Origin of the sequence: Knoellia flava TL1 (genome assembly GCF_000768675.1) — a bacterium.
Taxonomy (GTDB): Bacteria; Actinomycetota; Actinomycetes; order Actinomycetales; family Dermatophilaceae; genus Knoellia; species Knoellia flava.
On sequence record NZ_AVPI01000024.1, the window covers coordinates 1 to 13,405 of the forward strand.

Consider the following 13,405-nt stretch of genomic DNA (forward strand, 5'->3'; position numbering starts at 1 on the left):
CCGGCGACCCCCGCGCCGCTCGGCCGGTCGGCGGTCGTCCCGAACGCCCGGCCCGTCCGGTCGACGACGCGCCCCGCCGCCGTCGCCGCTGGTGGCGCCTCGTCCCCGTCGTCCTGCTCGCCTGGCTGGCGTTCCTGGTCTTCAGCCCGTTCCACGCCTGGAGCACGGTCTCGCGCGTCGACGACGCCCCCTCGGGCGAGCGCCCTGCCGAGACCCCCGGCAGCACCTACCTCCTCGTCGGCTCGGACGCTCGCGACGACCTCACCCCGGAGCAGCGCAGGGAGCTCGGCACCGGCACCGCCGAGGGGCGACGGACCGACTCGATCATGCTCGTCCACAAGCCGGCGGGCGGCGGCAAGTCGGTCATCGTGTCCATCCCGCGCGACAGCTACATGCCGATCCCCGGGCACAACAGCAACAAGGTCAACGCGGCCTTCTCGATCGGCGGCCCGCAGCTGCTCGTCCAGACGCTCGAGCAGGTCACCGGGCTCCGCATCGACGGCTACCTCGAGATCGGCTTCGGCGGCTTCGCCGACGTGGTCAACAGCCTCGGCGGCGTCGACATCTGCGTCCCGTTCGACATGGACGACCCCAAGGCGCACATCGACCTCAAGAAGGGCTGCCAGGTCCTCGACGGCAAGAACGCCCTCGGCTTCGTGCGCGCGCGCTACTCCGACCCGCGGGGGGACATCGGCCGGGCCGACCGCCAGCGCCAGTTCCTCGGCGCGATCATGAAGGGCGCGGCCACACCGTCCACCGTCCTCAACCCGTTCCGCTACTGGGCGTTCACGCACACCGCCGCGGGGGCCGTCGGGGTCGGCCAGGAGACCGGGATGCGCGACGCGGCCAACATCCTGCTCGCGATGCGCGGCGCGGGCAACGGGTCGACCCTCAGCCTCACCGTGCCGATCCAGAGCACGAACTACCAGACCGCCGCCGGGTCCTCGGTGAAGTGGGACACCGAGCGTGCCAAGGCCCTCTTCACGATGCTCCGCGAGGACCAGCCCCTCGAGGCGCCGCCGGCCGGGACCGACGGCAAGCCCAGCGAGGGCTGACCCGCACCTCCTTCACCCCAGGAACGACCAAAGGTATGCCGTCCGCCCACGCGGGCGGACGGCATACCGGCGTCCGGGGTCGGGTCAGCCCTTGAGGAGCTGGCGGGCCATGACGATGCGCTGCACCTGGTTGGTGCCCTCGTAGATCTGGGTGATCTTGGCGTCGCGCATCATCCGCTCGAGCGGGAAGTCGCGGGTGTAGCCGGCGCCGCCGAGGAGCTGGACCGCGTCGGTCGTCACCTTCATCGCGACGTCGGAGGCGTAGCACTTGGCCGCGGCGCCGAAGAACGGCAGGTCGGCGTCGCCGCGCTCGGACTTGGCGGCGGCGACGTAGACCATCTGCCGCGCGGCCTCGAGCTCCATCGCCATGTCGGCGAGCATGAACTGGATGCCCTGGAAGTCGGCGATGTGCTTGCCGAACTGCTTGCGCTCCTTGACGTAGGCCGTGGCCTGCTCGAGGGCGCCCTGGGCGATGCCGACCGCCTGCGCGCCGATGGTGACGCGGGTGTGGTCGAGGGTGCGCAGCGCGATCTTGAGGCCCTCGCCGGGGGCGCCGACGATGCGGTCGCCGGGGATGCGGACGTTGTCGAAGATCAGCTCGCGGGTGGGGCTGCCCTTGATGCCGAGCTTGCGCTCCTTCTCACCGAAGGAGAAGCCCTCGTCGGACTTCTCGACGACGAACGCCGTGATGTTGTTGCCGCGTGCGCCGTCGGGGTCGGTGACCGCGAGGACGGTGTAGTACTCGGAGACCCCGGCGTTCGTGATCCACGACTTCTGCCCGCTGAGGACCCAGTCGTCCCCGTCGGCCTTGGCCCGGCACTTCATCGCGGCGGTGTCGGAGCCGGCCTCGCGCTCGGACAGGCCGTAGGAGAAGCCGGCCTCACCGCGGGCGAGCGGCGGGAGGTACTTCGCCTTGACCTCCTCGGAGCCGCCGAGGATGACGGGCATCGAGCCGAGCTTGTTGACGGCCGGGATGAGCGAGGAGCTCGCGCAGACGCGAGCCACCTCCTCGATGACGATGCACGTCGCGAGGGCGTCGGCGCCGACGCCGTCGTACTCCTCCGGCACGTGCGGGGCGAAGAAGTCGGACGCGACGAGTGCGTCGTGCGCCTCCTGCGGGTAGCGCGACTCCTCGTCCACGGCCGCCGCGAACGGCGCGATCCGGGCCTCGGCGATCTCGCGCACCGCCTCGCGGATCGCCTCGTGGTCCTCGTTGACCTGGAACAGGGGGAAGTCGGGGTTCGCACTCACGCCGCGAATCCTACCGACGCGTATGCCGTGCCCCTGCCGGTCTCCGTGTGGAACCGGCCACGCCGGCGCGCTCCACGGCATACACTTCCCCCGGCTCGCGGGGGACTCGTCGCAGGCCTTCCCTTCTGCTCGAGAAAGCCCGCTGCCATGCGCCACATCCGCGCCCGCCTGTCCGTGCTCACCGTGGGGGCCGCCCTCCTGTCCACCACCGGCCTCACCCTGCCCGTCGCACACGGCGTCGAGCCCGGTCCACGCGACGAGGTCCGTGGTCGGGCCGGACATGTCATCGCCACGGCCGAGGAGCGGCTCGCCGACGCCAAGAGCCGACCCGCGCCGACCGCGACGGGGGCGGGCCCCACCGCCCCGAACGGCCCCCGCGCTCAGCGAGCGGCCGGTGACCCGCCGATCTGCGACAGCAACGCCCTCTCCGCCGCCAACCTCGGGGACCGCATGGTGGTCCGCGCCTACCACCCCGGAGCAGCCTTGCTGCGGGTCGAGCGCCAGCGCGACTACGGGGCGTGGCGACCCGTGTTCACCGTCGCCGGCGAGATCGAGCAGAGGTCCGACCGCGACATCAACATCGCGACCGTCTTCACGTACCGCCTCACCGCGACGAGCTCCACCGGCGCGGTGCTCCTCGCCTGCGAGACCTACCCCCTTCTGGCCGCGGACAACGACGGCCGGATCCAACCGGACTTCGTCGTCGGCACCGACAACCTGCTGCTTCGCGAGGCGTTCTGGAGTGGCTTCGTCCCCCCGGACGGGGTGTCCGGGACCCACGTCACCCCGGCGTTCTCCGCCGACGGCCGCCTCATCGCGTCGACCGTCGTCGACCCCGACACGGGTCTGGGCAGGCTCGTGGTGCGGGACGCCGCCACCGAGGTCGCAACCTTCACGGTCGACCTCGGGGCCGAGGTCACCCCTGCGGACGCCGCCTTCTCCCCCGATGGGCAGACCCTCGCGTTCACGCGCTACGACAACATGACCGGCGACAGCCGCGGGCTCGCCTTCGTCGACGTCCACGGTCCCCACACGGTGCGCAACCACGGGGTACCCGCCATGCCCCTCGCCGAGCCGACGTGGCGTGCCGACTCCTCCGGGCTCGTGGCCACCGACCTGCGGCTGGGCGAGGGCCTGGTGTCGACCTGCGCCACGTGCACGAGCGCTACCCCGATCGCCGCCACCCGTGACGGCTACACGCCCGACGTGGGCGTCGACGGCGTCCTGCGGTTCGCCCTCACCGACGAGACCACGAGCCGGATCGTGCGCCACACCGGGACCGGGGTCGTCACGGTGGCCACCGGCGAGCCCGAGCACGTGCTGTCCACGCCCCGCACGTCGCCCAACGGGCGGGTGCACTACCTCGCGGAGGACTACGGCACCGCCTCGGAGTGGAGCGTGCGTGCGCGGATCATGTCGCTGCGCGAGGACGGTGGGCTGGAGTTCTGGCGCAACGAGGTCTTCAACGCCTACGGCTTCGACGTCCGGCAGGTCGCGAGCAAGGACACCTCCGACGTCGTCGGGTCAGCGCACCACGACATCGTCGCCCGCGACTCGGCGGGCGTCCTCTGGGCCTATGCCGGCGCGGGCTCCGTCGGTCTCGGCGCCCGCGTGCGGCTCGGTGGCGGCTGGAACGCGTTCACGCGCATCCTCGTCGCGGGCGACCTCACCGGCGACGACCGGGCCGACCTCCTCGCCACCGACTCTCTCGGCAAGCTCTGGCTGTGGAAGGGCACCGGTCGCGGCAGCTTCTCCGCCAAGGTCCAGATCGGCAGCGGCTGGTCGAGCGGCTACACCCTCGTCGCGCCCGGCGACCTCACCGGCGACCAGCGAGCCGACCTCGTGGCACGTGACGCGTCCGGCGTCCTGTGGCTGTATGCCGGCACGGGACGTGGCACTGTCGGCTCGCGCACCGCGATCGGGTCCGGGTGGATGAACCAGAACGCGATCCTCGGCAGCGGTGACGTCGACTACGACAGCCGGGCCGACCTGCTCTCACGCGACACCCGTGGGCGGCTGTGGCTCTGGCCGGGCGACGGCCGTGGACGGCTCGGCGCCGCACGGCTTCTCGGCACCGGGTTCGGCTCCTACACCGCCCTGACCGTGACCGGCGTGACGAACCAGCGGGCGCTCGTCTGGGGGCGCACCGCGGCAGGAGTCCTCGGGGCCCACGACATCTACGCCGACGGGTCGTTCTCGCCGAACGGCTACTACGCGCTCGGGTCCGGCTGGAACGCGATGAGCGTCATCACGTCCTGACCCCGCGAGGTCCCAGGTCCGATGGCTCGCGTCCGGGTCAGCGCAGGCGCGAGTCGAGGAAGGGCGCGAGCATCCGGGCGTACTCGATGCTCAGGTGGCTGCGGTCGCGGTAGACGATGACGTCGCCCACCTGGCTGTAGCACGACGCCGCGTCGCAGAAGAGGTCGTTGAGGTCGACGACGGGTGCGCCCGCGCGTTCCGCGGCGGAGACCGCGAGATCCGGGACGACCGCCTCGGCCCGGGGCACCGCACATGCCTCGGGGTCGTTCAGGTGCTGGGCGATGCAGTTCGGCACCGGCTCACCCGCGGTCGCGGGCACGTCGGCGATGACGACGACCTGCTTGCCCGCGGAACGCCACCGCTCGTAGCGGCTCGCGAACCCGGCGATGCCGGTCTCCGGTCCGTCGCCGGTGCCCTCCCAGCCGTAGGCCCGGGTGTAGGACGACGTGAGGACGAGCGAGACGGAGGCGTCGGCGAGCAGTGCCTCGTCCACGGCGGCGTTGTAGGCGGTGCAGCTGGCCTGTCGCTCGTCGGAGGTCTCGCCCTCCACGGTCCTGCGCGCGTCCGTCGCCGGGCAGGAGCCCTTGGTGTGCACGACGACCTTGAGGCCACGGCGCTTCCCGAGCTCGTCGACCGTCGGGATGAGGGCACCGGCGTGGGAGTCGCCGACGAGGGCGATGGTGCCCTTGGCCCCGCTGGGGTCGCCGAGCACGCAGTCGAGCAGAGCGGGGTTGCCGAGCGACTGCTGGCAGCGGGTGAAGAGCGGGTCCTTGCTCTGCGCGACGACGGCTTCGGGGGGTGACACGAGGGGGCCGTCGCCTGCGACCGAGGAGCAGCCGTCCTCGGGCACGAGGGCGCGCGGTCCGAGGCAGCGCTCCCCCGCCTCGATGCGCTGCGCCGCCTCGGTGGCGGCCCGTTGCTCCCGCTGCTCGAGCACCGCGCCCCAGGTCGTCGTCGATCCGACGACGAGGGCCATCGCGGTGAGTGCGAAGACGAAGGCACGGCGGGGTGCCTTCGAGAGCAGTGGACCCGTGCGCAGGGGGTCCTCGACCCACGTCTTGGAGAGCCAGGCCAGGCCGAGGGTCGCCACGAGGATGAGGAGCTTCTCGGTCCAGCGCAGCGGGTGGCCCGTGAGGTGCGGGACGAGGACGATGAGCGGCCAGTGGACGAGATAGACCGAGTAGGAGATGTCGCCGACGAAGGTCATCGGACGAGTCGCGAGCACGCGGCCCACCGGCGTCTCCGCACCGGAGACGAGCAGCGCGACGGTGCCCAGCACGGGGAAGAGGGCGACCCAGCCGGGGAAGAGGCTGGCCTCGGTCAGGACGGAGCCGGAGCCGACGACGGCCGCCAGGCCGAGCCACGCGGCAACCGTGGCGCCGGGACGCCGGAGGCTGACGAGCGCAAGCGCGGTGATCCCGCCCGCGGCGAACTCCCAGACCCGGGTGAAGGTGCTCATGTAGGCGAAGGCCTGGTCCTGGAGGGTCGACACGACCGACCAGGTGAGCGAGGCCACGCTGAGCAGGGCCAGGCCGGCCAGCACGGCCTTGCGGGTGTCGCGGTGGCCCCGCAGCCGCATCACCGCGAGCAGGCCGAGGATGAGGACGGGCCAGACGGCGTAGAACTGCTCCTCGACAGAGAGCGACCAGAAGTGCTGCGCCACCGTCGGGACGTTGTCGAGTGCCATGTAGTCGACCGCGGACGTCGCCAGCTGCCAGTTCTGGACGTAGAGGGCGCTGGCGGCGATCTCGCGCGCTGTCTGCGCCCACGTCGTGCTCGGCGCGAACAGGAGCACGCCGAGGCCGGAGAGCACGAGCACGAGCAGGCTCGCCGGCAACAGCCGTCGGATCCGACGCGCCCAGAAGCGCGTCACCCGGAGGTGGCCGGTCGAGACGATCTCGCGGTGGATGTGGGAGGTGATGAGGAAGCCGGAGATGACGAAGAAGACGTCGACACCGACATAGCCGCCGGACAGTCGCTTGGGCCACAGGTGGTAGAGGACGACGAGTCCCACTGCGATGGCACGCAGGCCCTGGATGTCCGGGCGGAAGTCCGATGCCGGGCGTGGCTTCTGGTGGCGCTCGGCCCGGGTGGGTGCCAGCGTGGCGTCGGAGGTGCTCATCGGGCGGCCATGCTATCGGCGACCCCACGCAAGCCCCCAATCCGCGCATGTCCCGAGGGCTCGGGCGGACGGGTTGTCAGCGCAGGGCCGGGATGACCTCGCGCTCGAAGAGCTCGACGCCGGAGAGGTCGTAGGCGGACTCGACGAAGTTCGTGATCGCGTAGGTCATCCCGAGGTCCTGCATGTCGGCGAGCGCGCTCGCGACCTCGTCGGGCGTGCCGACCGCGGGACCCTTGCGGTAGTCGTTCAGCGTGCGCTGCACCGCCTCGTCGGGCACGCCCGCGCCGCGCAGGTGCGCCTCGATCCAGCGGAACCGCTCCTCGACCTCGCGCGCGTCGCGCCCGATGACGACGTTGAAGTTCGACGACCGGACGATCGAGTCGAACTCCCGACCGACGTCGGCGCAGTGCTGCCTGAGGATCTCGCTCTTGTGCGCGAAGACGTCGGGCTGGCCGAGGAAGTTCGTGTAGTCGGCGTACTCCGCCGCGATCCGCAGCGTCTTGCGCTCGCCGCCGCCGGCCACCCACATGGGGATGCCGTTGCGCTCGGAGCCCTCGAACGCCGTGCCCTGGAGGGGCCGCGGGAAGCACATCGCCCCGTCGACCTGGTAGTGCTCGCCGTCGAGCGTGGCCGTGCCCGTCGTCCACATCTGCTGCATGATCTCGACGCCCTCGCGCAGCCGCGCCAGCCGCTCGCCCGCACCCGGGAAGCCGTAGCCGTAGGCGCGCCACTCGTGCTCGTACCACCCGGCGCCGATGCCCATCTCGAGCCGGCCCTCGGAGATGACGTCGACCGTCGCCGCGACCTTGGCGAGGTAGGCCGGGTTGCGATAGCTCATGCACGTGCACATCTGCCCGATCCGCACGCGACCGGTGACACCGGCGAACGCGGCCATGAGCGACCACGCCTCGTGCACCGCCTCCTCCGTCGGGTGCGGCACGGGGTGGAAGTGGTCGTAGACCCAGATCGACTCCCAGTCGCGGATGCCGTCAGCCCGCCGCGCGAGACCGGCCATGACGCCCCAGTGCTGGTCGGGGTCGATGCCGACGAGGTCGTGACGCCAGCCCTGCGGGACGAAGATGCCGAATCTCATGCCCCCACCCAACCCGCACACCCCGTCCCCCGCAAGCCCACCCGCGAGGCATGATGCAGAGGTGACGCTTCGACACCGCAACGACCCCGACACGATCCGCGAGCTGCTCAACGACCCCGGCACCTGGGTGGTCGTGGGGCTGAGCACCAACCGGAAGCGCCCGGCATACGGCGTCGCCCAGTGGCTCAAGCACGAGCTGCACAAGGGGATCATCCCGGTCCACCCCAAGGCCGAGACCGTCCACGCCGAGCAGGGCTACGCGAGCCTCGCGGACATCCCGGACCAGGACGTCAAGGTCATCGACTGCTTCGTCAACTCCGAGCACGTGGGTGCCGTGGTCGACCAGGCCATCGAGCACAAGGACCGGCTCCAGATCGACGCCATCTGGATGCAGCAGGGCGTCGTCGACACCGCCGCTGCCGAGCGCGCCCGCAAGGTCGGGCTCGACGTCGTCATGGACACGTGCCCGCGCATCGAGTGGCCGCGCGTGCGCGGCGAGGGCTCCGCCCGCTAGGGGGTCAGGCGCGGCGGCGGTCGCGCAGGGCGGCGCCCTTGGCGTGCGCCTCGTCGCGCAGCGTGGCGCGGAACTCGCCCATCGCGGTGCGGATCCGGGCCGCCTCCTCGCCCTCGCCGGCCCCGAGGATGCGGGCCGCGAGCAGCCCGGCGTTGCGAGCCCCGCCGACCGAGACGGTGGCGACCGGCACGCCGCCCGGCATCTGGACGATCGAGAGCAGCGAGTCCATGCCGTCGAGGTACTTCAGCGGCACCGGCACACCGATGACCGGCAGCGACGTGACCGAGGCGAGCATGCCGGGCAGGTGGGCCGCTCCCCCGGCGCCGGCGATGATGACGCGCAGGCCGCGCTCCTCCGCCTGCTGGCCGTAGGCGACCATCTCGTCGGGCATGCGGTGCGCCGAGACGACGTCGACCTCGTGGGCGATGCCGAAGTCGTCGAGCGCCGCCGAGGCGGCCTCCATGACGGGCCAGTCGCTGTCGCTGCCCATGACGAGGCCGACGACCGGCATCCCTGCGGCGCTGCTGCTCGTGCTGGTCATTCGGTGATCGCTCCCTCGATGTAGTCGGCCGCGTGCCGAGCCCGCTGGCGCAGGTCGGCGAGGTCGTCGCCGCTGACGTTGACATGCCCGATCTTGCGACCCGGGCGGACCCCCTTGCCGTAGAGGTGCGCCTTGACCTCGGGGTCGCGCGCCATGACATGACGGTATGCCGGGTAGAGGTCGCTGTGGTGTCCGCCGAGGACGTTGCCCATGACGGTCCAGCGGTGCCGCGAGCGCGGTGAGCCCAACGGCAGGTCGAGGACCGCGCGCAGGTGCTGCTCGAACTGGCCGGTGACCGCGCCGTCCATCGACCAGTGGCCGCTGTTGTGCGGCCGCATCGCGAGCTCGTTGACGACGAACTCGCCGCCCGGCAGCTCGAACATCTCGACGGCGAGGACACCGGTGACGCCCAGCTCGCCGGCGACGCGGAGCCCGGCCTCGGTGGCTCGGGCCGCGAGGTCGTCGTCGAGGTCCGGAGCCGGGGCGATGACCTCGGTGCAGATGCCGTCCGTCTGGACGGTCTCCACGACCGGCCACGCCGCGGCCTGCCCGGAGGGGCTGCGGGCGAGGAGGACGGCGATCTCGCGGGTGAAGGGGACCTTCTCCTCGAGGAGCAGCGGTGAGTCCTCACCCGCGGCGCGCTCGAGCCAGTCGGTCAGCTCGTCGGCGAACCCGACGACGCGCACTCCCTTGCCGTCGTAGCCGCCGCGCGGCGTCTTCGCGACGAGGGGCCAGCCGACCTCGTCACCGAACGCGGTGACCTCGTCGACGGTGAGCGCCGACGCCCAGCGCGGGCACGGGACACCGAGGTCGGTGAGACGGGCGCGCATCTGCAGCTTGTCCTGGGCGAAGACGAGCGCCTCGGGGCTCGGGTGCATGACCGTCCCGGCGTCGGCGAGCGCCGCGAGGACGTCGGCGGGGACGTGCTCGTGGTCGAAGGTGACGACGTCGCACTCGGCGGCGAAGGCGAGGACCGCGTCGACATCGGTGTGCTGGCCGACGGGGGCCGACGGGATGACGAGCGCCGCGCTGGCGTCGGGCGCCTCGGCGAGCACGCTGAGCGTCACCCCGAGCTCGGCCGCAGGGCCGGCGCACATCCGCGCGAGCTGGCCACCGCCGATGATGCCGACGACGGGGAATCCTCCGGGGGCACGCAGCGGGGCAGTCACCCCGGGAGGATATCGGCGGGTGGTGGGCGGACGGCATACGGGACGGGTTTCGGCGGCTACGCTCGGCCGGTGACGTCCACGACTCCCGCTGGGGGCCTCCTCGACCGGCTCCGCGGAGCCATCGACGTCCTCTACCGCGAGGCGATCAAGTTCGGCGTCATCGGCCTGCTCGCCTTCGTCGTCGACATGGGGACGTTCAACGTCCTGCGCCGCACCCTCCTCGAGGAGAAGCCGACGGCCGCCGTCGTCGTCTCGGCGTCGGTCGCCACGGCGTTCGCGTGGGTCGGCAACCGCATGTGGACCTTCCGCCACCGGCGCAACCGGCCCGTGCACCACGAGGCGGCGCTCTTCGCCGGGACCAACGGGGTCGCCCTCGTCATCCAGGCCGCGGCGATCGCCTTCGTCCACTACGTCCTCGAGCTCGACTCGCTCACGGCCGACAACATCACCAAGGTCGGCGCCATCGGCCTCGGGACGCTCTTCCGCTTCTGGGCCTACCGGAGGTTCGTCTTCGCCGGCGAGCCCATCGACGAGGACACCTCACCGCTCGCGGACCTGCACGACCGCCACGAGGGCTGACGCTGCAGCTGTCAGTCGGCCTCGGAGAGGAAGACGGCGAAGACGGCCGGCTGCGTGCTCACGAGCTCGAGCCGGCCACCGTTGTCCTCGGCGAGGTCGCGGGCGAGGGTGAGCCCGAGGCCCGAGCCGGTGGACGAGACCGACCGTTCGAAGATGTGCGGAGCCAGGCCGGGGGCAACGCCCTCACCCTCGTCGCCGAGCTCGATGACGACCGAGGGTCCCGTGCGACGCGCCGCGATGTCGACGGTGCCACGACCGTGGGCGAGCGCGTTCTCGACGAGGGTAGAGAGGATCTGTGCGAGGGCCACCGGCGTCGCGCGCACCCGGAGCCCACGCTCGCCGTGGATGCGCATGCTCCGCTTCGACGAGGCGAAGGCCGGCTGCCACTCGCGCTGGAGCGAGGCGAGGACGGCGTCGAGCGAGACGCTCGGCCGGGTCGGGTCGCTCACCCGCGAGCGCCCCATGAGGTCGTCGACGACCTTGCTCAGGCGCTCGACCTGCTCGATCGCGACCTGGGCCTCCTCCTGGACCACGCCGAGGTCGTCGGTCGAGGCGATCTCGTCGAGCCGCATGAGCAGCGCGGTGAGCGGGGTCCGCAGCTGGTGGGAGGCGTCGGCCGCGAAGTCGCGCTCGGCGGCGAGGTTGCGGGTCACCTGGTGTGCGCTGCGGGAGAGGACGTCGCTGATCCGGTCGAGCTCGCCGATCCCGGAGTCGAGCGGCATGAAGCGGGACTCACCGGCGCCGAGGCGCTCGGCCCGCGCGGCGAGCTCGGTGAGCGGGTCGCCGAGCAGCCTGGCCCGCCGCTGCGCGACGAACCACCCGGCGGCGAGCCCGAAGAGGACGAGGACGAGGACAAACCCGGTGACGAGGAGCACCCCCGACGCACCGGTCGTCCGCGAGACGACCTCGGAGCGGCCTTCCGGTGGGGCGAGCGTCACGAGGATGCCCACGACGAGGATCGGGATGCCGAAGATCGCCAGGGCAGCGCCGACGGCGGCGAGCGTGGACCTCAGGAGGAGTCGACGCATCGAGCGTCATTCCCCCGAGGGGTCGAACCGGAAGCCGACGCCCCGGATGGTCGTGATGTAGCGGGGCTGCATCGCGTCGTCGCCGAGCTTCTTGCGCAGCACCGAGATGTGCATGTCGAGGGTCTTGGTCGAGCCGTACCACGCCGTCTCCCAGACCTCGCGCATGAGCTGCTCGCGCGAGATGACCTTGCCCTGGTTGCGCGCGAGCACGCGCAGCAGCTCGTACTCCTTGGCGGTCAGCTGGATCTCCTCGCCGTGGAGGAAGACCCGCCGCGACTCGGTGTCGACCCGCACGTCGACGTCGCCGGTGACCGGCGCCTCGGGGATCCCCCGGCGCAGCAGCGCGCGGGAGCGGGCGAGCAGCTCGGCGAGCCGGAAGGGCTTGGTGACGTAGTCGTCGGCGCCGGCGTCGAGGCCGACGACCGTGTCGACCTCGTCGGCGCGGGCGGTGAGGACGAGGACGGGCACGGTGTAGCCCTCGCCACGCAGCCGTCGGCACACCTCGAGGCCGTCCATCGTCGGCAGGCCGAGGTCGAGGACGACGAGGTCGGGGTTGTCGCGTGCGGCCTCGAGGGCCTCGCGCCCGTCGTTGCGGACCTCGACCTCGTAGCCCTCACGGCGCAGGGCGCGGGCGAGGGGCTCGGAGATCGCCGGGTCGTCCTCGGCGAGCAGCACACGGGTCATGCGGCGATGCTAGTGGTGGGACACGATTCACGCGTGGTGGTCCCAGGGGCGCGCGCGCCGCGCCCCCGTGGACCTTGCCAGCTCGAAGGGCCGGACCTCGCCGATCCCGCGCAGGTGCCGGGGGCGCTGCTCGACCATCGAGAAGCCCGAGAGTGACGCGAGCCGCCGGGCCACCTCGTCGTCGACGAAGACCCTGCCGGGCGGGGTCACCGCGGTGAGTCGGCTCGCGCGGTTGACCGTCGTGCCGAAGACGTCGCCGAGCCGGCTGATGACCTTGCCCGAGGCCATGCCGACCCGCACGTCGGGGAGCAGCGGGTCCTCGGCCATCGAGTCGACGAGGTCGAGCCCGATCGCCGCGGCAGCGTCGGCCTCGGCGTGGACGAAGAGCACCTCGTCACCCACGGTCTTGATGATCCGGCCGCCGTGGGTCGTCACGACGTCGCTCGCGAGCTCCTCGAAGCGCTGGACGAGCGTGCCGAGCTGCCGCTCGGTCATCCGTCGCACGAGGGTCGTGAACGAGACGAGGTCGGCGAAGCCGACGACCCGCAGCGGCGCACTCGGGTCGTGGTCCGTGTCGCGCGCGTCCTCGAGCATGCGGGTGATCGCCGAGGTGAGGTGCCGACGCCAGACGTAGACCATGAGGGGCTCGAGCTGGTCGACGAGGTCGGCGAGCTGGCTGGCCGCGGCCTCGGCGACGCTCCGCTCGGGGACGGCTCGGGCGTCCTTCTCCCCGATCTCGGCCTCCTGGTCGGCCGGTGTGAGGTACTCCGCGACGAGCTGGGTCTGCCACACGGCGAGGCGGTCGGAGGTGCGGGCGAAGGCCCGGGCCATCGACAGGACGAGGTCCTCGTCGAGGTCGTTGTCGCGCACGAGGTCGGAGACGCGGATCAGCGCCCCGAGGTCGGCCTCGGTGAACATCACCTCCTCGTCGTCGACGATCTGGAAGCCGAGGGCGTGCCAGAGCTTGCGGGCCGACTGCACCGACACCGATGCCTCGCGGCTGATCTCGCGACGGCCCATCGTCGCGCGACGTCCGAGGAGGCGCTCCTCGATCTCGGCCTCGAGGTCGCGGGGCTGCTCGGGCACGTGGACCCTCCTCAGGGGCTCGCG

Annotated in this window: 12 protein-coding genes; 4 read left to right on the forward strand and 8 right to left on the reverse strand. The window is 72.0% G+C overall.

Features of this window, described 5'->3' with window-relative positions:
* Positions 1-1,055, forward strand: a 1,055-nt coding sequence (locus N798_RS09540; protein WP_035948032.1) for an LCP family protein, incomplete at its 5' end; no start/stop codon positions are given.
* An 84-nt stretch (positions 1,056-1,139) separates the two neighbouring features.
* On the opposite strand, the gene N798_RS09545 is transcribed toward N798_RS09540, so the two are convergent.
* Positions 1,140-2,306 (reverse strand): acyl-CoA dehydrogenase family protein, encoded by a 1,167-nt coding sequence (locus N798_RS09545; RefSeq protein ID WP_035948033.1) that lies wholly within the window; start codon positions 2,304-2,306, stop codon positions 1,140-1,142.
* A gap of 147 nt (positions 2,307-2,453) precedes the next feature.
* Between N798_RS09545 and N798_RS17370 the strand changes: the two genes are divergently transcribed.
* Positions 2,454-4,565, forward strand: coding sequence for a VCBS repeat-containing protein (locus tag N798_RS17370; protein ID WP_052117119.1), 2,112 nt, complete (start codon positions 2,454-2,456; stop codon positions 4,563-4,565).
* Between the two features lie 37 nt (positions 4,566-4,602).
* On the opposite strand, the gene N798_RS09555 is transcribed toward N798_RS17370, so the two are convergent.
* Both N798_RS09555 and N798_RS09560 read right to left on the reverse strand, forming a co-directional pair.
* On the reverse strand, positions 4,603-6,687 hold the full coding sequence (locus N798_RS09555; protein WP_052117120.1) for an acyltransferase family protein: 2,085 nt from the start codon (positions 6,685-6,687) through the stop codon (positions 4,603-4,605).
* A gap of 76 nt (positions 6,688-6,763) precedes the next feature.
* Positions 6,764-7,780 carry an LLM class F420-dependent oxidoreductase gene (locus N798_RS09560; protein WP_035948034.1) on the reverse strand — a complete coding sequence of 339 codons (1,017 nt, stop codon included), beginning with the start codon at positions 7,778-7,780 and terminating at the stop codon, positions 6,764-6,766.
* Positions 7,781-7,841: 61 nt separating this feature from the next.
* Here N798_RS09560 and N798_RS09565 point away from each other — a divergent pair, with 61 nt between their 5' ends.
* Positions 7,842-8,294, forward strand: a complete 453-nt coding sequence (locus N798_RS09565; protein ID WP_035948036.1) for a CoA-binding protein — start codon at positions 7,842-7,844, stop codon at positions 8,292-8,294.
* 4 nt (positions 8,295-8,298) lie between these two features.
* On the opposite strand, the gene purE is transcribed toward N798_RS09565, so the two are convergent.
* Both purE and N798_RS09575 read right to left on the reverse strand, forming a co-directional pair.
* Positions 8,299-8,835, reverse strand: coding sequence for a 5-(carboxyamino)imidazole ribonucleotide mutase (purE, locus tag N798_RS09570; protein WP_035948037.1), 537 nt, complete (start codon positions 8,833-8,835; stop codon positions 8,299-8,301).
* A complete protein-coding gene (locus N798_RS09575) occupies positions 8,832-10,004 on the reverse strand; it encodes a 5-(carboxyamino)imidazole ribonucleotide synthase (RefSeq protein WP_035948038.1) in 1,173 nt (390 codons plus the stop codon). Before N798_RS09575 ends, purE begins: the two co-directional genes overlap by 4 nt.
* Before the next feature lie 69 nt (positions 10,005-10,073).
* Between N798_RS09575 and N798_RS09580 the strand changes: the two genes are divergently transcribed.
* A complete protein-coding gene (locus N798_RS09580; protein WP_035948039.1) occupies positions 10,074-10,583 on the forward strand; it encodes a GtrA family protein in 510 nt (169 codons plus the stop codon).
* A gap of 11 nt (positions 10,584-10,594) precedes the next feature.
* Here the strand turns inward: N798_RS09580 and N798_RS09585 are convergent, their stop codons facing one another.
* Genes N798_RS09585 through N798_RS09595 form a run of 3 tightly spaced genes read right to left on the reverse strand, consistent with a single transcriptional unit; the run spans position 10,595 to position 13,381 of the window.
* The gene (locus N798_RS09585; RefSeq protein ID WP_035948040.1) at positions 10,595-11,611 is read right to left on the reverse strand and encodes a sensor histidine kinase; all 1,017 of its coding nucleotides are present in this window, start codon (positions 11,609-11,611) and stop codon (positions 10,595-10,597) included.
* 6 nt (positions 11,612-11,617) lie between these two features.
* Entirely contained in the window at positions 11,618-12,295 is a 678-nt protein-coding gene (locus tag N798_RS09590; RefSeq protein WP_035948041.1) for a response regulator transcription factor, read from the reverse strand.
* Between the two features lie 27 nt (positions 12,296-12,322).
* Positions 12,323-13,381 carry an adenylate/guanylate cyclase domain-containing protein gene (locus tag N798_RS09595; protein WP_229708639.1) on the reverse strand — a complete coding sequence of 353 codons (1,059 nt, stop codon included), beginning with the start codon at positions 13,379-13,381 and terminating at the stop codon, positions 12,323-12,325.
* Positions 13,382-13,405 lie beyond the last annotated feature (24 nt).